The organism is Streptomyces solitudinis, assembly GCF_036323765.1.
Lineage (GTDB): Bacteria > Actinomycetota > Actinomycetes > Streptomycetales > Streptomycetaceae > Streptomyces.
On record NZ_JAZDCW010000001.1, the window covers coordinates 212,261 to 228,564 of the forward strand.

Here is a 16,304-nt window from a genome sequence, read left to right on the forward strand (position 1 = left end):
GGACGCGGCACCGAGAAGACGCCCGAAGCGAAGTGGACGACACGCACATGAACGCAGTCCCTGCCCTCGCCCCCACCCCGGCGGAGCCCGACAGCGCGGGCGGCCCGGGCGAACGGCCGGCCGGCGGCGACTTCTGCCGCCTCGCGCTCGCCGGACCCCGCAGCCGCGCCGACCTCGCCGTGCCCTTCGGCGTGCCGCTGGCCCGGCTGATGCCCGCCCTGGTCCGGCACGCCGGTGAGGACCCCGGGCCCGACGGCGGCGTCTCCCACGGCGGCTGGGTGCTCCGCCGCGCGGACGGAACCCGGCTGGACGCCGCCCGCCCGCTGTCCGCCCAGGACGTCCGCGAGGGCGACCTGCTGTTCCTCGCGCACGGCACCGAGGACACCACCGAACCGCTCTACGACGACGTGGTCGAGGTCATCACCGAGCACGGCGTGCGCGATCCGTGGCCGCCCGCCGGGGTACGGCGCGGCGCCGCCGCCGCGGGCAGCGCCGCGGCCCTGGGCGCGGCCGCCGCGCTCGCCGCCGCCCCCGGACTGCTGCCCGGCATCCTCGCCCTGGCCGCCGCGCTGCTCACCCTCGGCGTCGCCGCCCTCGTCTCCCGCGCCTTCGCGGACGCGGCCGCGGGCACCTGGACGGCCGTGCTCGCCGCGCCGCTCGCCGCCGTGGGCGCCACCGCCCTGCTCGGCGACGACGGCGGCTTCGGCGCCGCCCACCTGCTGCTGGTCTGCGCGGTGGTCGCGGTGCTGGGCGCGGCCGGACCGCTGCTGGTCGGCGGCGGCGACGGCACCTTCGCGGCGCTGGTCACCGCCGGGGTCCTCGCCGCCCCGGGCGCCCTGATCGCCGCCGTGTGGTCCACGGACCCGGCCCGGGCCGCCGCCGTCGCCGCCCCGCTCGCCCTCGCCGTCACCCCGCTGCTCCCGGCGCTCGCGCTGCGGCTGGCCCACATCCCGGGCCCCGAACTGGCCGCCGACGCCGAGGAACTGGCCGGCCTGCCCGCGCCGATGGGCCACGACCAGCTCCGCCGCCGGGTGGAACGGGCCCGCCGGCTGCTCACCGGGCTGCTCGCGGGCAGCCTCGCCGTCGTCACCGGCGGCGCCCTGCTGCTGCTCGCCTCGGGCGGCCTGTGGGCCCCGGTGCTGGCCGGGACGCTCGGACTGCTCGCCGCGCTGCGGGCCCGGCTGTTCCGGGAGGCGGCCCAGGTGGGAACCGCGCTGGCCGCGGCGCTCACCGTCTTCGCGGGCGCCGCCGCGTTCACCGTCGCCGCGTTCGCCGGACGGCCGGTGCCGCTGCTGGGCGTCGCGCTGCCGGTGTGCGCGGTGGCGGCCCTGGTGGCCTGCGCGGTGGGCGTGCTCAGCGGGCGCCGCCGCCAGAACCCCCGACTGGCCCGCACCCTGGACGCCGTCGAGACGCTGTTCCTGCTGGCGGCGGTGCCGCTGGTGCTCGCCGTCTGGGAGGTCTACACCGCGCTGCTGGAGCTGCGCGCATGAGCGGCCGCCACCGGGCGCGGGCCGCCGCGGTCGCCGCGGCGGCGGCCCTCGCCGCGCCGCTGCCCCCGGCGCAGCCCGCCCACGCCGCGCCCGACCGGGTGGACACCGCCTGCTCCCGCCCGCCGCAGGAGGGCGCCCCGCTGCCCGACGTGCTGCCGGGCCGCCCGCTCGCCGACCGTCTCGGCCTCGTCCAGGCGTGGGACCTGGCCGACGGCACCGGCGTCACCGTCGGCATCGTGGACTCCGGCGTGGACGGACGCCACCCGGAGCTGTCCGGCGCCGTCGAGCCGGGCACGGAACTGGCCACCGTCCGCACCGCCGAGGAGTTCCGGCAGCAGCGGCCGCGGGCGCCGCACCTGGACTGCGCGGGGCACGGCACCGCCGTCGCCGGACTCCTCGCCGCGCGCCGCGGCGGCGAGCGCCGGGTCACCGGCGTCGCCCCCGGCGCCCGCATCCACCCGGTGCGCGTCGTGGACGGCGTGGACCGCGCCACCGGCCGCACCCTGGCGGCGGGCATCGACGCGGCCGTCGACGCCGGGGCACGGGTGCTCAACCTGTCCTTCGCCCTGCCCGTCGACCGGGAACCGGTGCGCCGGGCCGTCGCGCGGGCCGTCGCCCGGGACGTCGTCGTCGTGGCCGCCGCCGGCAACGAGGGCACGCGGGGGACACCGGTGTACCCGGCCGCCTACCCGGGCGTGCTCGCGGTCGGCGCGGTGGACGCCGACGGGCAGCCGCTGGACGCCTCCAACCAGGGCGACTGGGTGGACCTCGCGGCCTACGGGGACGCCGAGATCGCGCCGGCGTCCGGCGGCTCGGGCTACCAGCAGGTCACGGGCACGAGCTTCGCCGCCCCCCAGGTCTCCGGGGCCGCGGCCCTCATCCGCAGCCGCTTCCCCGGACTCGGCGCACCCGAGGTCGCCCGGCGCCTGGTGGAGTCGGCCGCCCCCGTCGGCGGCGGCCCGAACCCGCGCACCGGCGCCGGACTCGTGGACCCGTTCGCGGCACTGACCCACCTCGGCGACGCGGGCGCGGGAGCCGGCGGCGGGACGGGCGCGGCGGACGACGCGGGGCGCCCCGGAGCCGTCCCCGTCCAGGCGGTCCCCCGCGAGGAGCCCCTGCTGACCCCGGCCGCCGCCACCGCGCTGGCGTGGAGCGGCGGCCTGCTGCTGGCCGTCGCGCTCACCCTGCTCGGCGCCCCGGCCGTCCGCCGGGCCGCCGCCCGCGGCTGGCGCCCGGGACCGCCGGGCGGTGCCCCCGCCGCCCCGCGGGCCCGGCGGGAGCACCGCCCGGAGCCGGCCGCCCTGGAGCGGATCGGTCCGGCGCCCGGCCCCCGACCGGGCTCCGCCCGCCCCGGCCCCGCCCGGACCGCACCCGGCGCCGCCCGCGGCCGCTGAACCGGGTAGCGCACCCGACCGCTCCCCGCCCCCGGCCCGGTGCGCCGAGCACCGGGCCGCACGACGAAGACCCACAGGAAGACCGGCATGGCGACGACACGAGAACGGGCCGAGTCCCACGCGTACGAGAACCGGCGCCGCACGACCGGCCTCACCCGGGGCGCCGACGAGGCCCTGCGCGACCCCAGACGGCGGCTCAACCGCTCGCTGGCGGGCGGCGTCGCCGTCGGCGTCCTCATCATGGCCGGATTCGGCATCGCCGGATGGCTCGGCGGCGGACGCGGCCCCGAGCTGCCCGGGAACGGGGCGGTGGTCGTCAGCGGCAGCGGCGACCGGTACGTCGTCAGCGACGGCACCGTCCACCCGGCGCTCAACCTCGCCTCCGCCCTGCTCGTCGGCGGCGGCCAGCTCACCGAGGTCCGCTCCGAGGCGCTGCGGACGGCCCCGCGCGGACTGCCCGTCGGCATCCCGGCCGCCCCCGACGCGCTGCCCGGCACGGGCGATCTGAGCCAGGACGCCTGGACGGTGTGCACCGTCCCCGGCCAGGACACCGACCAGCGCCCGGAGACGGCCCTGTACGTCGCCGTGCCCCAAGCGGCCCCGGCGACGCGCTCCGGTGCTCCCGCGCCGTCGGCGACCGTCCTCGTCCGCGCCCCCGGCGACGACCTGTGGCTCCTCACCGAGGGCCGCCGCCACCTGCTGCCCGAGAACCTGCGCGGGGCGCTCGGCCTCCAGCGGACCGAACCGCTGCCGCTGCCGGACGCCCTGCTGGCCACCGTGCCGGAAGGCCCCGCCCTCACCACGCCGGAGACCGAGCGGGGCGGCGCCCCGGACGTGCCGCTGCCGGTACCCGCGGCCGTCGGCGACCTCGCCCACAGCGACCTCGGCGGTGTCAGCCCGCAGTACCACGTCGTCCGGGCGGACGGGCTCGCCGCCGTCTCCGAACTCGTCTACACACTGCTGCGCACCACCGGCGTCACCGAGCACCGGCTCACCCCGGCCCAGGCCGCCGCGGCCGCCCGCTCCGCCGCCCCCGCGCCCGGCGACCCGGCCTGGCCCGAGCGGCTGCCGAAGGCCCGCCAGCCCGACCGGAACGGCCCGCTGTGCGTCAGCACCCCGCCCGGCTCCACACCGGGCGACACGGCCTGGGAGGCCACCGTGCACCTGCCCGCACGCATGCCCGCGCCCGAAGGACTGACGCCCGTCGCCCCGGCGGACGGCACCGCGCTCGGCCCCGTGGACCGGGTCTACGTCCCCGCGGGCCGGGGCGCGCTCGTGCGGGCCAGCGCGTCGGCCGGGTCGGGGGGTACGCACACCCTGGTCACCGACAGCGGCACCGCCTACCCGTTCGCCTCCGCCGAGGCCGTCGAGCGGCTGCGCTACCGCCCGCAGGACGCGCCGACGGTGCCCAAGCCGTTCGTCGCGCTGCTGCCGCAGGGGCCCGTGCTCGACCCCCGGGCCGCAGCCGTCGAGCAGCGCGGCCGGTACACCGACGGCCCCGGCGCCGGGGCGGACGCCGACGCCGGTGTGGACGCGGACCCCGGCGCTCCGGGCGAGGACTCCAGCGAAGGGGAGGGCTCATGACCACCACCGCACCGCGCACCTTCGGACGGGGCCGCCTGGTCGCCGTGCAGACCGCCGCGGCCTGCGGCCTGGCCGCGGCGGCGTTCGGCGGCCCTGAGGGCTGGGCGCTCGGCGCCACGGGCGGCGCCACCGCCGTGCTCGCCCTGCTGCGCGTGAAGGGCGGCTGGGCGGACGCGCGCTTCCTGAAGCGGCTGCGCCGCGACGCCTTCGCCCCGCCCGACGCCCGTCCGGCCGCCGCGGACCTGGGCCTGGCCGCCGCGCTGCTCCCCGCGCTGGAGGTCGGCGAGGTGACGGACCGCAACGGACCGGCCGTCGGCGTCCTGTGCGACGGGCGCGGCTACGCGGCCGCCCTCGCCCTGCCGCCCGGTGTGCTGCCCGCCCTCGCGGCCGGGACGCTCGCCGACTGGCTGGCGGGCGACCCCTGCCGCCCGGCGGCCGTCCAGCTCCTCGTCGAGCAGCACGGGCCGCCCGCCTGGGACTTCCACCGGCGCTTCGCGCCCACGCTCGGCTACCGGCAGCTCCCGGTCGTCCACCGCCCCGTCGCCGTCGTCTCGCACCTGGTGCTGCGCTACGAGCCGTGGGACGCCCCCGAGGTGGCGCAGGCGCGCGGCGGCGGCGCCACCGGCGCGCACACCGCGCTGGCCGCCGCCTCGGCCCGGCTGCGCGCCCGCCTCGCCCGGCTCGACGTCCCCGCGCGGCCGCTGGACGCCGCCGCCCTGCGGGACCTGCTGCGCCGCACCGGGGACCCGGCGGGCGACGGACGGGCCCTGCCGGACAGCTGGGCGGGCGGCCACGCCACGCACTGCGCCCTGGCCGCCCGCGTCACCGGCCCCGGGGCGTGGGACCGGCTGCTCACCGCCCTCGCCGGGTCCGGCGCCGAGCGCACCGTCGCCGCCGCCACCGTCACCCGCGGCGCCGAGCACCCCCGGGTGCGGACGGCCGTGCGGCTGGTGAGCACCGCGGCCCAGCGCTGCGCCGAGGCCCGCGACCGGCTGCTGGCGGACGGGACCGCCCAGCCGCTGACGGACGCCCAGCGCGCCGGTGTGGTGGCGACGCTGCCCCTGGCCCACCCCGCCCGGCCGCTCGCCGCGGCGACCGGCTTCACGAGGGAAACGGAGCTGTGAGATGAACCCGACGCCACGGCGGACGGCCGTGCCGCCGCCCGACCTGTCGGTGCTGCCGGCCGTGGACTGGCCGCGGCAGGAGACGCCCGGCTTCCCGCTGCGCGCCGCCCACAGCGGTGTCCACCTCGGCGCCGACCGCGTGGGCCGGCCCGTCACCCTGCCCGGCGCCGGTCCGCGCGGCACCCGGATCGGGGTGCTCGGCGAGTCGCTGTTCGGGCGGCTGCTGGCGTGCCGCCTCGTCGCGGTCGGCGCGCGGGTCACCGCGGCCACGCGGGTGCCCGACCAGTGGACGCTGCTGGAGGCCGCCTGCGGGGACCGGCTGGCCGTCACCGGCGACGCGGGCGGCTGGCCGGACACGCCCGGGGAACCCCCGGACGCCGGGGACGGGCCGCAGGCCCTCGTCACGGACCTGCGCAGGCCCCCGGCGACGGCGGCGGCCGACGGGCCGTGGACCACGGTCGTGCACGTCACCCGGCGGCCCCCCGCGCGCTCCGGGCACTGGCAGCGCCTCGACGCCGTCCTGGTGCTGGACGCGGGGTACGCCGACGCCGTCACGCCCGTGCTCGGGGAGGGCGCCGGGCGGCTGGCCGGCGGGCTGGCGCAGGGCGAGATCGCCCTGTTCGGGCCCGGCGGCGCCGACGTGCTGTGCCTGGACATCGCCCCGGCGGAGACGTCGCTGCTCACCCCCGGGTGAGGCGCGGTGCCCGGCCCCGCCGGACCGGGCACCGCGACACGGCGTCGGACGACCCGCCGACCGGCGTCCTTTCCCTACACTCGTGACCATGCGGATACCCGGTGACGCCACCGAAGAGGAGTGGGACGGCCTGGCCGAGGTCGTCCCGCTGCGCGGCGGCCACGCGTGGGGATCGTGGGACACCGTCCCGCACCTCCCGGCGGCGCGGGCGGCCCGCCCGGCCGAGGACCGCGCCGGGGACGGGCGGCAGCTGGTCGTCGCCCGGGTGCGCGTCTTCGCCGACGCCCGCGACGTCGCCGAGTACCTGATGGAGCGGCTGCCGGTGCTGCTCGACCTCAGCGGAGCCGAACCGGACGTGGCCCGGCGGGTCCTCGACTTCGCCGGGGGAGTCGTCTTCGGCCTGTCCGGCAGCATGCACCGGGTCGACACCGACGTCTTCCTCATCACACCCGTCGGCATCGAGGTCAGCGGCCGCTGACCCGCCGCGGGCGCCGCTGACGGCGGCCCCGGCGAACGGCCCGCGGGGGCCGGTGGTAGACCTGGGCGCATGAGCACGGAGAACGACGGCGGACTCGCCGCGCGGCAGCGGCGGCTGGCGGCCTTCGCCGCCGCCCGCGACTGGGGGAAGTACCACAACCCGAAGAACCTCGCCGCGGCGCTGAGCGTCGAGGCGGGCGAGCTGGTGGAGATCTTCCAGTGGCTCACGCCCGGGGAGGCGTCCCGCGTCATGGCGGAACCGGAGACGGCCGCACGGGTGCGCGACGAGGTCGCCGACGTGCTGGCGTACCTGCTCCAGTTCTGCGAGGTGCTCGGCGTCGACGCGCTCCAGGCCCTCGACGCGAAGATCGACCGCAACGAGCGGCGCTTCCCCGTACCGGGCGGATCACCTTCTTCCCCCGGCGGTCCTCACCCTGCGGGGTGACGACGTTGTCCACAGGGGACGGCTCCTCCACAGATGTCCGGACCCCTCTGGCGCTGTGTCCTTTCGTGCCTCACGGTGAGTGACGAACCGGGCCCCACGGCTCGTGGCCGGACGGAGAGGACCGATGGATGCGGTACGGCTCATCAGCGTCGGCCGCTCCGCGCTCGCGCGGTGCGGGGACGGCGCCCAGATCGTGGCGGAGGCGTGGCAGGCGCACGCCCTGGCGCAGGCGGTGGGCGGCCTGCTGGCCCGCACCGGCCCGGAAGGGGCCAGGGCCGAGGCGGGCGCACTGTGCGAGGCGGGAGCCTGGCCGCGCGCCCTGCCGGGCGGCGGGGCCGGTGTGCGGGCCGCCCGCCTCACGGAGGTGCGTGAGCCGGGCCGCGCGGTGCGTGAACTCGGCCTGCTGCTCGGCGCGGTGGGCGCCGTGCTGGCCGAGGTGGCGGCCGGGACGGAGGAGGAGGCGCTGTACTGGCAGTGCCTGGAGGCCATCGACGCGACCGGCGAGTGCGCGGACCGCGCGGCCGGGCTGCTGCACCGTCTCACCGCCGCTCCGGCGGACGGGCCGCCGGGCTGAGCGGGCCGCCGGCCGCGCCGCCCCGGGGGCCGCCGGGCCGCTCAGGTGCCGCACCGCCGGGCCGGTGGCGCGGTGCGCCCGGACGGACGCCGCGCGCCGCCCGCCGCGCATGAGCGGGGACCGGGGGCGGCAGGATGGGGGGCATGGATCTCCGCATCTTCACCGAGCCCCAGCAAGGGGCCAGCTACGACACGCTGCTGACGGTGGCCAAGGCCGCCGAGGACCTGGGCTTCGACGCCTTCTTCCGCTCCGACCACTACCTGGCCATGGGCGACGCGGACGGCCTGCCGGGGCCCACCGACGCCTGGATCACCCTCGCCGGGCTGGCCCGGGAGACCAGCCGCATCCGGCTCGGCACCCTGATGACGGCGGGCACGTTCCGGCTGCCCGGTGTGCTCGCGATCCAGGTCGCCCAGGTGGACGCGATGTCCGGCGGGCGCGTGGAGTTCGGGCTGGGCACCGGGTGGTTCGAGGCCGAGCACCTGGCCTACGGCATCCCCTTCCCGAAGGAGAAGTTCGCCCGGCTGGAGGAGCAACTGGCCGTCATCACCGGTCTGTGGGGTACCCCGTCCGGGCAGACCTTCAGCTACGAGGGCACCCACTACCGGCTCACCGACTCCCCGGCCCTCCCCAAGCCCGCGCAGGACCGCATCCCGGTGCTGGTCGGCGGCCACGGGGCGACGCGCACCCCGCGCATCGCCGCGCGGTACGCCGACGAGTTCAACATCCCCTTCGCCTCGGTCGAGGACAGCGACCGCCAGTTCGGGCGGGTCCGGGCCGCCGCCGCCGAGTCCGGACGCGCCCCCGGCGACCTGGTGTACTCCAACGCCCTGGTGGCCTGCGTCGGCAAGGACGACGCCGAGGTCTCCCGGCGCGCCGCCGCGATCGGCCGTGACGTGGCGGAACTGAAGGAGAACGGGCTCGCCGGCTCGCCCGACGAGGTGGTGGACAAGATCGGCCGCTACGCCGAGACGGGCTCCTCCCGCATCTACCTCCAGATGCTCGACCTCGGTGACCTGGACCACCTGGAACTGATCTCGGCCCAGGTCCAGCCGCAGCTGTCGTGACGCGCCCCGCGCTCCCGCTCGCCGCCGCCCTCGCCGGAGGCACGCTCGTGCTGGACGGCGGGCTGTCCAACCAGCTCGCCGACCAGGGCGCGGACCTCGACGACGCGCTGTGGTCGGCCCGGCTGCTCGCGGACGGCCCCGGGGAGCTGACGGCCGCGCACGCGGCCTACGTGCGGGCGGGGGCGCGGGTCCTGATCACCGCCAGTTACCAGGCGTCCTTCGCGGGCTTCGCCCGCCGGGGCACCGGACTGGCGGAGTCGGCCGCGCTGTTCGCCCGCAGCGTGCACCTGGCCCGCCAGGCCGCGGGGCAGCGCCCGGTGTGGGTCGCGGCCTCGGTCGGCCCCTACGGGGCGGTGCGCGCCGACGGCAGCGAGTACCGAGGCCGGTACGGGCTGACCACGGCGGAGCTGGTCCGCTTCCACCGGCCGCGGGTGGAGGCGCTCGCGGCGGCCGCGCCGGACGTGCTGGCGCTGGAGACGGTCCCGGACGTGACGGAGGCGGAGGCGCTGCTCCGCGCCGCGGAGGGCACCGGCCTCCCGGTGTGGCTCAGCTACACCGTCGCCGGGGGCCGGACCCGCGCGGGCCAGCCGCTGGCCGAAGCCTTCGCGGTGGCGGCCGGCAACGACCAGGTCATCGCGGCCGGGGTCAACTGCTGCGCCCCCGGCGACGTCGAGCAGGCGGTGCGCACGGCCGTCCGCGTCACGGGCAAGCCGGGCGTCGCCTACCCCAACAGCGGCGAGCACTGGGACGCCGCCCGCCGCGCCTGGCGCGGCCCCGGCACCTACGACGTCGCCGCGGCCATCCGCTGGCGTGCCGCCGGGGCCCGGCTCGTGGGCGGCTGCTGCCGCGTCGGCCCCTCCCGCATCGCCCGGCTGAGCGCCGCGCTCGCCGGGAACGACGGCTGAGCCGGGCGCCCCGTGCCCAGGCGTCCCCTGGGCACGGGGCGCCCGGCTCGGACAGGATGGGCGCATGGGATTCCACGTCGACTCCGAGGCCGGGCGGCTGCGCCGCGTCATCCTGCACCACCCGGGCCTGGAGCTGAAGCGGCTCACCCCGACCAACAAGGACGACCTGCTCTTCGACGACGTCCTGTGGGTACGCCGGGCCCGGCAGGAGCACGACACGTTCGCGGGCCTGCTGCGCGACCGCGGGGTGGAGGTGCACCTCTTCGGTGACCTGCTGGCCGAGACGCTGGAGGTGCCCGCCGCCCGGGCCCTCGTCCTGGACCGGGTCTTCGACGAGAGGGAGTACGGCCCGCTGGCCGCCGGCCACCTGCGCGCCGCCCACGACGAGCTGTCCTCGCCCGAGCTGGCCCGGATACTCATCGGCGGGGAGACCAAGCGTGAGTTCCTGGAGCGGCACGCCGAGCCCGTCTCGGTGCGCTTCCACGTCGCGGAGCCCGACGACTTCCTGCTCAGCCCGCTGCCCAACCACCTGTTCACCCGCGACACGTCGGCCTGGGTCTACGACGGTGTGGCCATCAACGCGATGCGCTGGCCCGCGCGGCAGCGCGAGACCGTGCACTACGAGGCGGTCTACCGCCACCACCCGCTGTTCGCCGGGGGCGGTTTCACCTTCTGGTCGCGCGGGGAGAGCACCCACCCCTCCACGATCGAGGGCGGCGACGTGCTCGTCATCGGCAACGGCGCGGTGCTGGTCGGCATGAGCGAGCGCACCACCCCGCAGGCGGTGGAGAGGCTGGCCAGGGCGCTGTTCGAGGCGGGCTCGGCGCGGACGATCGTGGCCCTCGACCTGCCGAAGCAGCGTTCGTTCATGCACCTGGACACCGTGATGACCATGGTCGACGGGGACACCTTCACCCAGTACGCCGGGCTCGGCATGCTGCGCTCCTACACCATCGAGCCCGGCGCGGCCGGTGACGAGCTGAAGGTCAGCGACCACCCGCCCGAGCACATGCACCGCGCCATCGCGGCGGCCCTCGGACTGGACGCGATCCGGGTCCTGACCGCCGTGCAGGACGTGCGGGCCGCCGAGCGGGAGCAGTGGGACGACGGCTGCAACGTGCTGGCCGTCGAACCCGGCGTCGTCGTCGCCTACGAGCGCAACGTCACCACCAACACCCACCTGCGCGAGCAGGGCATCGAGGTGCTGGAGATCCCGGGCAGCGAGCTGGGCCGCGGGCGCGGCGGCCCGCGCTGCATGAGCTGCCCCGTGCAGCGCGACCCGGTGGACGGCTGAGCCGCCCTGCATAGGGATACGAGATGACGTATATACTTCCGTTCGCCTCTTGTTCCCGCACGCCACCGAGGAGCCCTTCCATGGCGACAGACCTCACGGGCCGCCACTTCCTCAAGGAACTGGACTTCACGCCGGAGGAGTTCCGCCACCTCGTCCGCCTGGCCGCCGGACTGAAGGCCGAGAAGAAGGCGGGCACCGAGACCCAGCGGCTGCGCGGGCGCAACATCGCCCTCGTCTTCGAGAAGACCTCCACCCGCACCCGCTGCGCCTTCGAGGTCGCCGCCGCCGACCAGGGCGCCTCCACCACGTTCCTCGACCCCACGGCCTCACAGATCGGGCACAAGGAGTCGGTGAAGGACACCGCCCGCGTCCTGGGCCGCATGTTCGACGCGATCCAGTACCGGGGCAGTGGCCAGGAGGTCGTCGAGGAACTGGCCGCGCACGCCGGGGTGCCCGTCTACAACGGGCTCACCGACGACTGGCACCCCACGCAGATGCTGGCCGACGTGCTCACCATGACCGAGCACGGCGAGCAGCCGCTTGAGGAGACCGCCTTCGCCTACCTCGGGGACGCCCGCTCCAACATGGGCAACTCCTACCTCGTCACCGGCGCCCTGCTGGGCATGGACGTGCGCCTGGCCGCGCCCAGGAAGCTGTGGCCCGAGCAGGACGTCATCGACCGCGCCCACGCGCTGGCCGCACGCACCGGCGCCCGCGTCACCCTCACCGAGGAGGTCACCGAGGCCGTGCGCGGCGCGCACTTCGTCGCCACCGACGTCTGGGTCTCCATGGGCGAGCCGAAGGAGGTGTGGGACGAGCGCATCGCGCTGCTGCGGCCCTACGCCGTCACCATGGAGGTGCTGCGGGCCACCGGCAACCCGGGCGTGCGGTTCCTGCACTGCCTGCCCGCCTTCCACGACCTCGGCACGACGCTGGGCCGCGAGATCCACGCGCGGCACGGGCTGGCGTCCCTGGAGGTGACGGACGAGGTCTTCGAGTCGGAGCACTCGGTGGTGTTCGACGAGGCGGAGAACCGGATGCACACCATCAAGGCCGTCCTCGTCGCCACCCTGGCGTCCTGATCCCGTCACCCGGGCCCGCTAGGTTCTGTCCTCGACGACAGCCGCGGCGGTCGCCTCCGGGCGTCCGCCGCGGCGCCGGTGACGGGAGGGGAGCGCGGTGGACGGTACCGCCCCGCAGGTCAGGCTGGGCACGATCGGCCGGGAGTGGGGGCGCATCGGCTGCCTCGGCTTCGGCGGTCCGCCCGCGCACATCGCGCTGCTGCGCGACCTGTGCGTCACCCGGCGCCGGTGGATCACGCCGGACGACTTCGAGGACGGCATCGCCGCCACCAGCCTGCTGCCGGGGCCTGCCTCCACCCAGCTCGCCATCCTCACCGCCTGGCGGCTGCGCGGAACGGCGGGCGCGCTGGTCGGCGGCGTGTGCTTCATCGCGCCCGGCCTGCTGCTCATCCTGGCGCTGGCCGCGCTCTTCCTCGCCGGGGACCCGCCGCGCTGGGTGAGCGGCGCGGCCGCCGGGGCGGGCGCGGCGGTCGCCGCCGTCGCGGTGTCCGCCGCCACGGGCCTCCTCGCGGCCAGCCGCCGCCGGGCCGCCGGCCGGGCCGCGCGCGGACGCTGGTACGGCTACCTGCTGGTCGGCGCGCTCGGCGCGGTGTCCGCCGGTCCCTGGCTGGTTCTGGTGCTGCTGGCCTGCGGCACCTTCGAGGCGGGCGTGCGCGGCCGCCGTCCCCGGCCCGCCCCCGGTTCGGACGGGGACGGCGGGGGCGGCCCCCCGGACGGGAACGGGCCCCCGGACGGCGGCGGGCCCCGGGCCGCGTCCGGCGCCTGGCCGCTGCTGGCCGCCGCCCCCGCGGCCGCCGCCACGGGCGGACTGGCCGCACTGAGCTGGGTCGCCTTCAAGGTCGGCGCGCTCTCCTACGGCGGCGGGTTCGTCATCATCCCCCTGATGCAGGCCGACGCCGTGCACACCTACGGCTGGATGACGGACGCGCAGTTCCTCAACGCCGTCGCCCTCGGCCAGGTGACGCCGGGCCCGGTCGTCCAGACCGTCGCCGTCGTCGGCTACGCGGCGGCCGGTCCCGCGGGCGGACTGCTGGCCGCGCTGGTGGCGTTCGGCCCGTCGTTCCTGCTGGTCATCGCGGGCGGACGGCGCTTCGACCGGCTGCGCTCGCGGCCCTTCGCGCAGCACTTCTTCCTCGGCGCGGGCCCCGCCGTCATCGGGGCGATCGCGGGCTCCGCCATCCCGCTGACGCTCGCGCTCCAGCACGCCTGGCAGTACGGGGTGCTGGCCGCGGCAGCGGTGTGGCTGCTGGCCGCGCGGCGCGGCGTCGTCCCCGCCCTGCTGGGGGCCGGTCTGCTCGGTGTCGCCGCCGCGCTCGGCGGCCTGCCGGCCGGCTGAACCGGGGCGGGCGGCGGTCCGGGCGCCCCGGTTCAGCCGCCGCCCGCCCGGTCCCGCCTTTCGGGGCGGACCGCACAGCGGTGCTACAAAGGGGGGTATGCGCTGGTTCGGCCGTCTCAGGGTGCCGGGGCGCCGCGCGGCGCCCCGCGCCGCCCGCCCGCGCACCGGCCGCCGGAGGGAGAGCGGGCTGCGCGGCCCGCGCAGCGTCGCGGGCCAGATGTTCCTGTGGCAGCTCGCCGTGACGGCGGTGCTCGTCGCCGGAGCCCTGCTCGCGCTCGTCCTCCAGGCCAGGATCGACAGCCGCGACCACGCCGTCAACCGCTCGCTCGCCGCCGCCGGGGCCTTCGCCCAGGCCCCCGGAACGGCCGAGGCGCTCCGCTCCCCGGACCCGACCGCCCGGCTCCAGCCCCGGGCGGAGGCGGCCCGCCGGGACGCCCAGGTGGACTTCGTCGCGGTGCTCGGCCGCGACGGCGTCCGCTACACCGACCCGGTGCCCGAGCTGATCGGCGAGCGCGCCGACGGGGACCTGTCCCGGGTACTGGCCGGGGAGACGCTCACCGACACCCACCAGAGCGAGCCGGGGCAGGCCGTCCGGGCGGTCGTGCCCGTCACCGACGACGGCGGCACCGTCGTCGGCATGGTCTCCGCGGGCCTCCAGACCGAGAGCGTCGGCGACATGGTCGACCGGCAGCTCCCGGTGCTCCTCGCCGCGGCGGCGGGCGCGCTGGTGCTGAGCACCGGCGGGGCGGCGCTCGTCAGCCGCAGACTGCGGCGCCAGACGCACGGGCTCGGCCCCGTCGAGATGACCCGCGTCTACGAGCACCACAAGGCCGTGCTGCACGCCGTCCGCGAGGGCGTCCTGATCCTCGACGCGCAGCGCCGGCTGGCGCTGGCCAACGACGAGGCACGGCGCCTGCTGGACCTCGGCCCGCGCCCCGAGGGACGCTCCCTGGACGGCCTCGGCCTCGGGAACGACCTCACCGCGCTGCTGCGCTCGGGCCGCTCGTGCACCGACGAGGTGCACCCGGCGGGCGACCGCCTGCTGGCCGTCAACGTCCGGCCGACGGCCGTGCACGGCGGCCCGGCCGGCAGCGTCGTCACCCTGCGCGACACGACCGAACTGCGCGCGGTCTCCGGACGGGCGGAGGTGGCCCGCGGCCGTCTGGCGCTCGTCTACGAGGCGGGGGTGCGCATCGGCACCACTCTGGACGTCGTCCGCACGGCCGGAGAGCTGGCGGAGGTGGCCGTCCCGCGCTTCGCGGACTTCGTCACCGTCGACCTGCTCGACTCCGTCCTGCGGGGCGACGAGCCGTCCGGCGCCGGCGCGGAGCTGCGCCGCACCGCCTTCGCCGGACACCGCGCGGACCACCCGTTCCTGCCCGTGGGCACGCCGGTCCCGGGCACCGTCCCCGCGGCCCCCGCCGCCTTCCGCGACGTGCCCGGCGACGACCCGCAGTGGGCCGAGCAGGCCCGCGCCCACGGCCTGCACGCGCACGCCTCGGTGCCGCTGCGGGTGCGCGGCGTCGCCCTGGGCCGGGTCGGGTTCTGGCGGGCCGGGCGGCCGGAGCCCTTCGAGCAGGACGATTTGGCCGTCGCCGACGAGCTGGCCGCCCGCGCCGCCGTCTGCATCGACAACGCGCGCCGCTACACGCGCGAGCACCACATCGCCGTCGCGCTCCAGCGCAGCCTGCTGCCCCGCGACGTGCCGGGGCAGAACGCGCTGGAGGTCGCCCACCGCTACCTGCCCGCCGAGGCGGGGGTCGGCGGCGACTGGTTCGACGTCATCCCGCTGCCCGGCGCCCGGGTCGCCCTGGTGGTGGGCGACGTCGTCGGGCACGGCCTGCACGCCGCCGCCACGATGGGACGGCTGCGCACGGCCGTCCTCAACTTCTCCGCCCTCGACCTGCCGCCCGAGGAGATCGTCGGCCACCTCGACGAGCTGGTCACCGGGCTGGACCAGGACCGCGCCGCCGCGGACGACAGCACGCAGATCACCGGCGCCACCTGCCTGTACGCCGTTTACGACCCCACCTCGGGGCGCTGCACACTGGCCCGCGCCGGCCATCCGGGGCCCGCGCTCGTCAGCCCGGCGGGAGAGGTCCACTTCCCCGAGGTGCCCGTCTCGCCGCCACTGGGCCTGGGCGGACTGCCGTGCGAGACGGCCGAACTGCGGCTGGCCGAGGGCACCCGGCTCGTCCTCTACACCGACGGACTCGTGCGCAGCCGCGACCGCGACCTCGGCAACGGCCTGGACCTGCTGGGTCAGGCGCTGGCCGACCGGGGCACCCGCACCCCGGAGGAGACCTGCCGGGCCGTCGTCGCGGCCATGCTCTCCGAGCGCCGCGAGGACGACGTCGCGCTGCTGGTCGCCCGGACCCGGCTGCTGGACGCCGGGCAGAGCGCCCGCTGGGAGGTGCCCCGCGATCCCGCGGCCGTCACCCGGCTGCGTGCCGACGTCGGGGCGCAACTGCTCGACTGGGGCCTGGAGGAGCTGGCCTTCACCACGGAACTCATCCTCAGCGAGCTGGTCACCAACGCGATCCGCTACGGCGGCGAACCGATCCGGGTGCGGCTCCTGCGCGACCGCAGCCTCATCTGCGAGGTGGCCGACGGCAGCAGCACCTCCCCGCACCTGCGCCGGGCCGCGACGACGGACGAGGGCGGCCGCGGACTGTTCCTCGTCGCCCGCCTCGCCCAGCGCTGGGGCACGCGCTACACGGCGGACGGCAAGGTCATCTGGACCGAACAGCCGCTCCAGGACGGCCGGCCCGTCCCCGCCGCGCCGCTCTTCGACGACCTGCTGTGACCCCCGGCCCGTGGCACACGCGGGCCGGTCCG

The 16,304-nt window shown here is 77.8% G+C and carries 14 protein-coding genes; all 14 read left to right on the forward strand.

The features are described 5' to 3' along the window. Positions 1–47 precede the first annotated feature (47 nt). The 14 genes from eccD to V1J52_RS00885 all read left to right on the forward strand — a co-directional run bounded on the left by eccD (position 48) and on the right by V1J52_RS00885 (position 16,272). Positions 48–1,490, forward strand: a complete 1,443-nt coding sequence (gene eccD, locus V1J52_RS00820; RefSeq protein ID WP_330137546.1) for a type VII secretion integral membrane protein EccD — start codon at positions 48–50, stop codon at positions 1,488–1,490. Further along, entirely contained in the window at positions 1,487–2,884 is a 1,398-nt protein-coding gene (locus tag V1J52_RS00825; protein ID WP_330137547.1) for a S8 family peptidase, read from the forward strand. Before eccD ends, V1J52_RS00825 begins: the two co-directional genes overlap by 4 nt. Before the next feature lie 87 nt (positions 2,885–2,971). Beyond that, positions 2,972–4,468: a type VII secretion protein EccB gene (gene eccB / locus V1J52_RS00830; protein ID WP_330137548.1), complete on the forward strand. Its 1,497-nt coding sequence runs from the start codon at positions 2,972–2,974 to the stop codon at positions 4,466–4,468. Next, the gene (locus V1J52_RS00835) at positions 4,465–5,592 is read left to right on the forward strand and encodes a type VII secretion protein EccE (protein ID WP_330137549.1); all 1,128 of its coding nucleotides are present in this window, start codon (positions 4,465–4,467) and stop codon (positions 5,590–5,592) included. The genes eccB and V1J52_RS00835 overlap by 4 nt, the downstream gene beginning before the upstream one ends. A gap of 1 nt (position 5,593) precedes the next feature. Beyond that, a complete protein-coding gene (locus tag V1J52_RS00840; RefSeq protein ID WP_330137550.1) occupies positions 5,594–6,286 on the forward strand; it encodes a hypothetical protein in 693 nt (230 codons plus the stop codon). A gap of 88 nt (positions 6,287–6,374) precedes the next feature. Next, positions 6,375–6,764 carry a cell division protein SepF gene (locus V1J52_RS00845; protein WP_330137551.1) on the forward strand — a complete coding sequence of 130 codons (390 nt, stop codon included), beginning with the start codon at positions 6,375–6,377 and terminating at the stop codon, positions 6,762–6,764. A 69-nt stretch (positions 6,765–6,833) separates the two neighbouring features. Then, positions 6,834–7,208 (forward strand): nucleotide pyrophosphohydrolase, encoded by a 375-nt coding sequence (locus V1J52_RS00850; RefSeq protein ID WP_330137552.1) that lies wholly within the window; start codon positions 6,834–6,836, stop codon positions 7,206–7,208. Between the two features lie 124 nt (positions 7,209–7,332). Further along, positions 7,333–7,782, forward strand: coding sequence for a DUF6099 family protein (locus tag V1J52_RS00855; RefSeq protein WP_330137553.1), 450 nt, complete (start codon positions 7,333–7,335; stop codon positions 7,780–7,782). Positions 7,783–7,925: 143 nt separating this feature from the next. Next, on the forward strand, positions 7,926–8,849 hold the full coding sequence (locus V1J52_RS00860; RefSeq protein WP_330137554.1) for an LLM class F420-dependent oxidoreductase: 924 nt from the start codon (positions 7,926–7,928) through the stop codon (positions 8,847–8,849). Beyond that, positions 8,846–9,754 (forward strand): homocysteine S-methyltransferase, encoded by a 909-nt coding sequence (gene mmuM, locus V1J52_RS00865; RefSeq protein WP_330137555.1) that lies wholly within the window; start codon positions 8,846–8,848, stop codon positions 9,752–9,754. The genes V1J52_RS00860 and mmuM overlap by 4 nt, the downstream gene beginning before the upstream one ends. A 64-nt stretch (positions 9,755–9,818) precedes the next feature. Beyond that, on the forward strand, positions 9,819–11,048 hold the full coding sequence (locus tag V1J52_RS00870) for an arginine deiminase (protein ID WP_330137556.1): 1,230 nt from the start codon (positions 9,819–9,821) through the stop codon (positions 11,046–11,048). Between the two features lie 80 nt (positions 11,049–11,128). Next, positions 11,129–12,130, forward strand: coding sequence for an ornithine carbamoyltransferase (argF, locus tag V1J52_RS00875; protein WP_330137557.1), 1,002 nt, complete (start codon positions 11,129–11,131; stop codon positions 12,128–12,130). Between the two features lie 97 nt (positions 12,131–12,227). Continuing rightward, a complete protein-coding gene (gene chrA, locus V1J52_RS00880; RefSeq protein WP_330137558.1) occupies positions 12,228–13,466 on the forward strand; it encodes a chromate efflux transporter in 1,239 nt (412 codons plus the stop codon). Positions 13,467–13,563: 97 nt separating this feature from the next. Beyond that, positions 13,564–16,272: a SpoIIE family protein phosphatase gene (locus tag V1J52_RS00885; protein WP_443075672.1), complete on the forward strand. Its 2,709-nt coding sequence runs from the start codon at positions 13,564–13,566 to the stop codon at positions 16,270–16,272. Positions 16,273–16,304: the final 32 nt, after the last annotated feature.

Bases quoted from the DNA above. Each gene is read 5' to 3' on its own strand.
- eccD (WP_330137546.1), top strand. From the start codon at position 48: ATGAACGCAGTCCCTGCCCTCGCCCCCACCCCGGCGGAGCCCGACAGC.
- V1J52_RS00825 (WP_330137547.1), top strand. From the start codon at position 1,487: ATGAGCGGCCGCCACCGGGCGCGGGCCGCCGCGGTCGCCGCGGCGGCG.
- eccB (WP_330137548.1), top strand. From the start codon at position 2,972: ATGGCGACGACACGAGAACGGGCCGAGTCCCACGCGTACGAGAACCGG.
- V1J52_RS00835 (WP_330137549.1), top strand. From the start codon at position 4,465: ATGACCACCACCGCACCGCGCACCTTCGGACGGGGCCGCCTGGTCGCC.
- V1J52_RS00840 (WP_330137550.1), top strand. From the start codon at position 5,594: ATGAACCCGACGCCACGGCGGACGGCCGTGCCGCCGCCCGACCTGTCG.
- V1J52_RS00845 (WP_330137551.1), top strand. From the start codon at position 6,375: ATGCGGATACCCGGTGACGCCACCGAAGAGGAGTGGGACGGCCTGGCC.
- V1J52_RS00850 (WP_330137552.1), top strand. From the start codon at position 6,834: ATGAGCACGGAGAACGACGGCGGACTCGCCGCGCGGCAGCGGCGGCTG.
- V1J52_RS00855 (WP_330137553.1), top strand. From the start codon at position 7,333: ATGGATGCGGTACGGCTCATCAGCGTCGGCCGCTCCGCGCTCGCGCGG.
- V1J52_RS00860 (WP_330137554.1), top strand. From the start codon at position 7,926: ATGGATCTCCGCATCTTCACCGAGCCCCAGCAAGGGGCCAGCTACGAC.
- V1J52_RS00870 (WP_330137556.1), top strand. From the start codon at position 9,819: ATGGGATTCCACGTCGACTCCGAGGCCGGGCGGCTGCGCCGCGTCATC.
- argF (WP_330137557.1), top strand. From the start codon at position 11,129: ATGGCGACAGACCTCACGGGCCGCCACTTCCTCAAGGAACTGGACTTC.
- V1J52_RS00885 (WP_443075672.1), top strand. From the start codon at position 13,564: ATGCGCTGGTTCGGCCGTCTCAGGGTGCCGGGGCGCCGCGCGGCGCCC.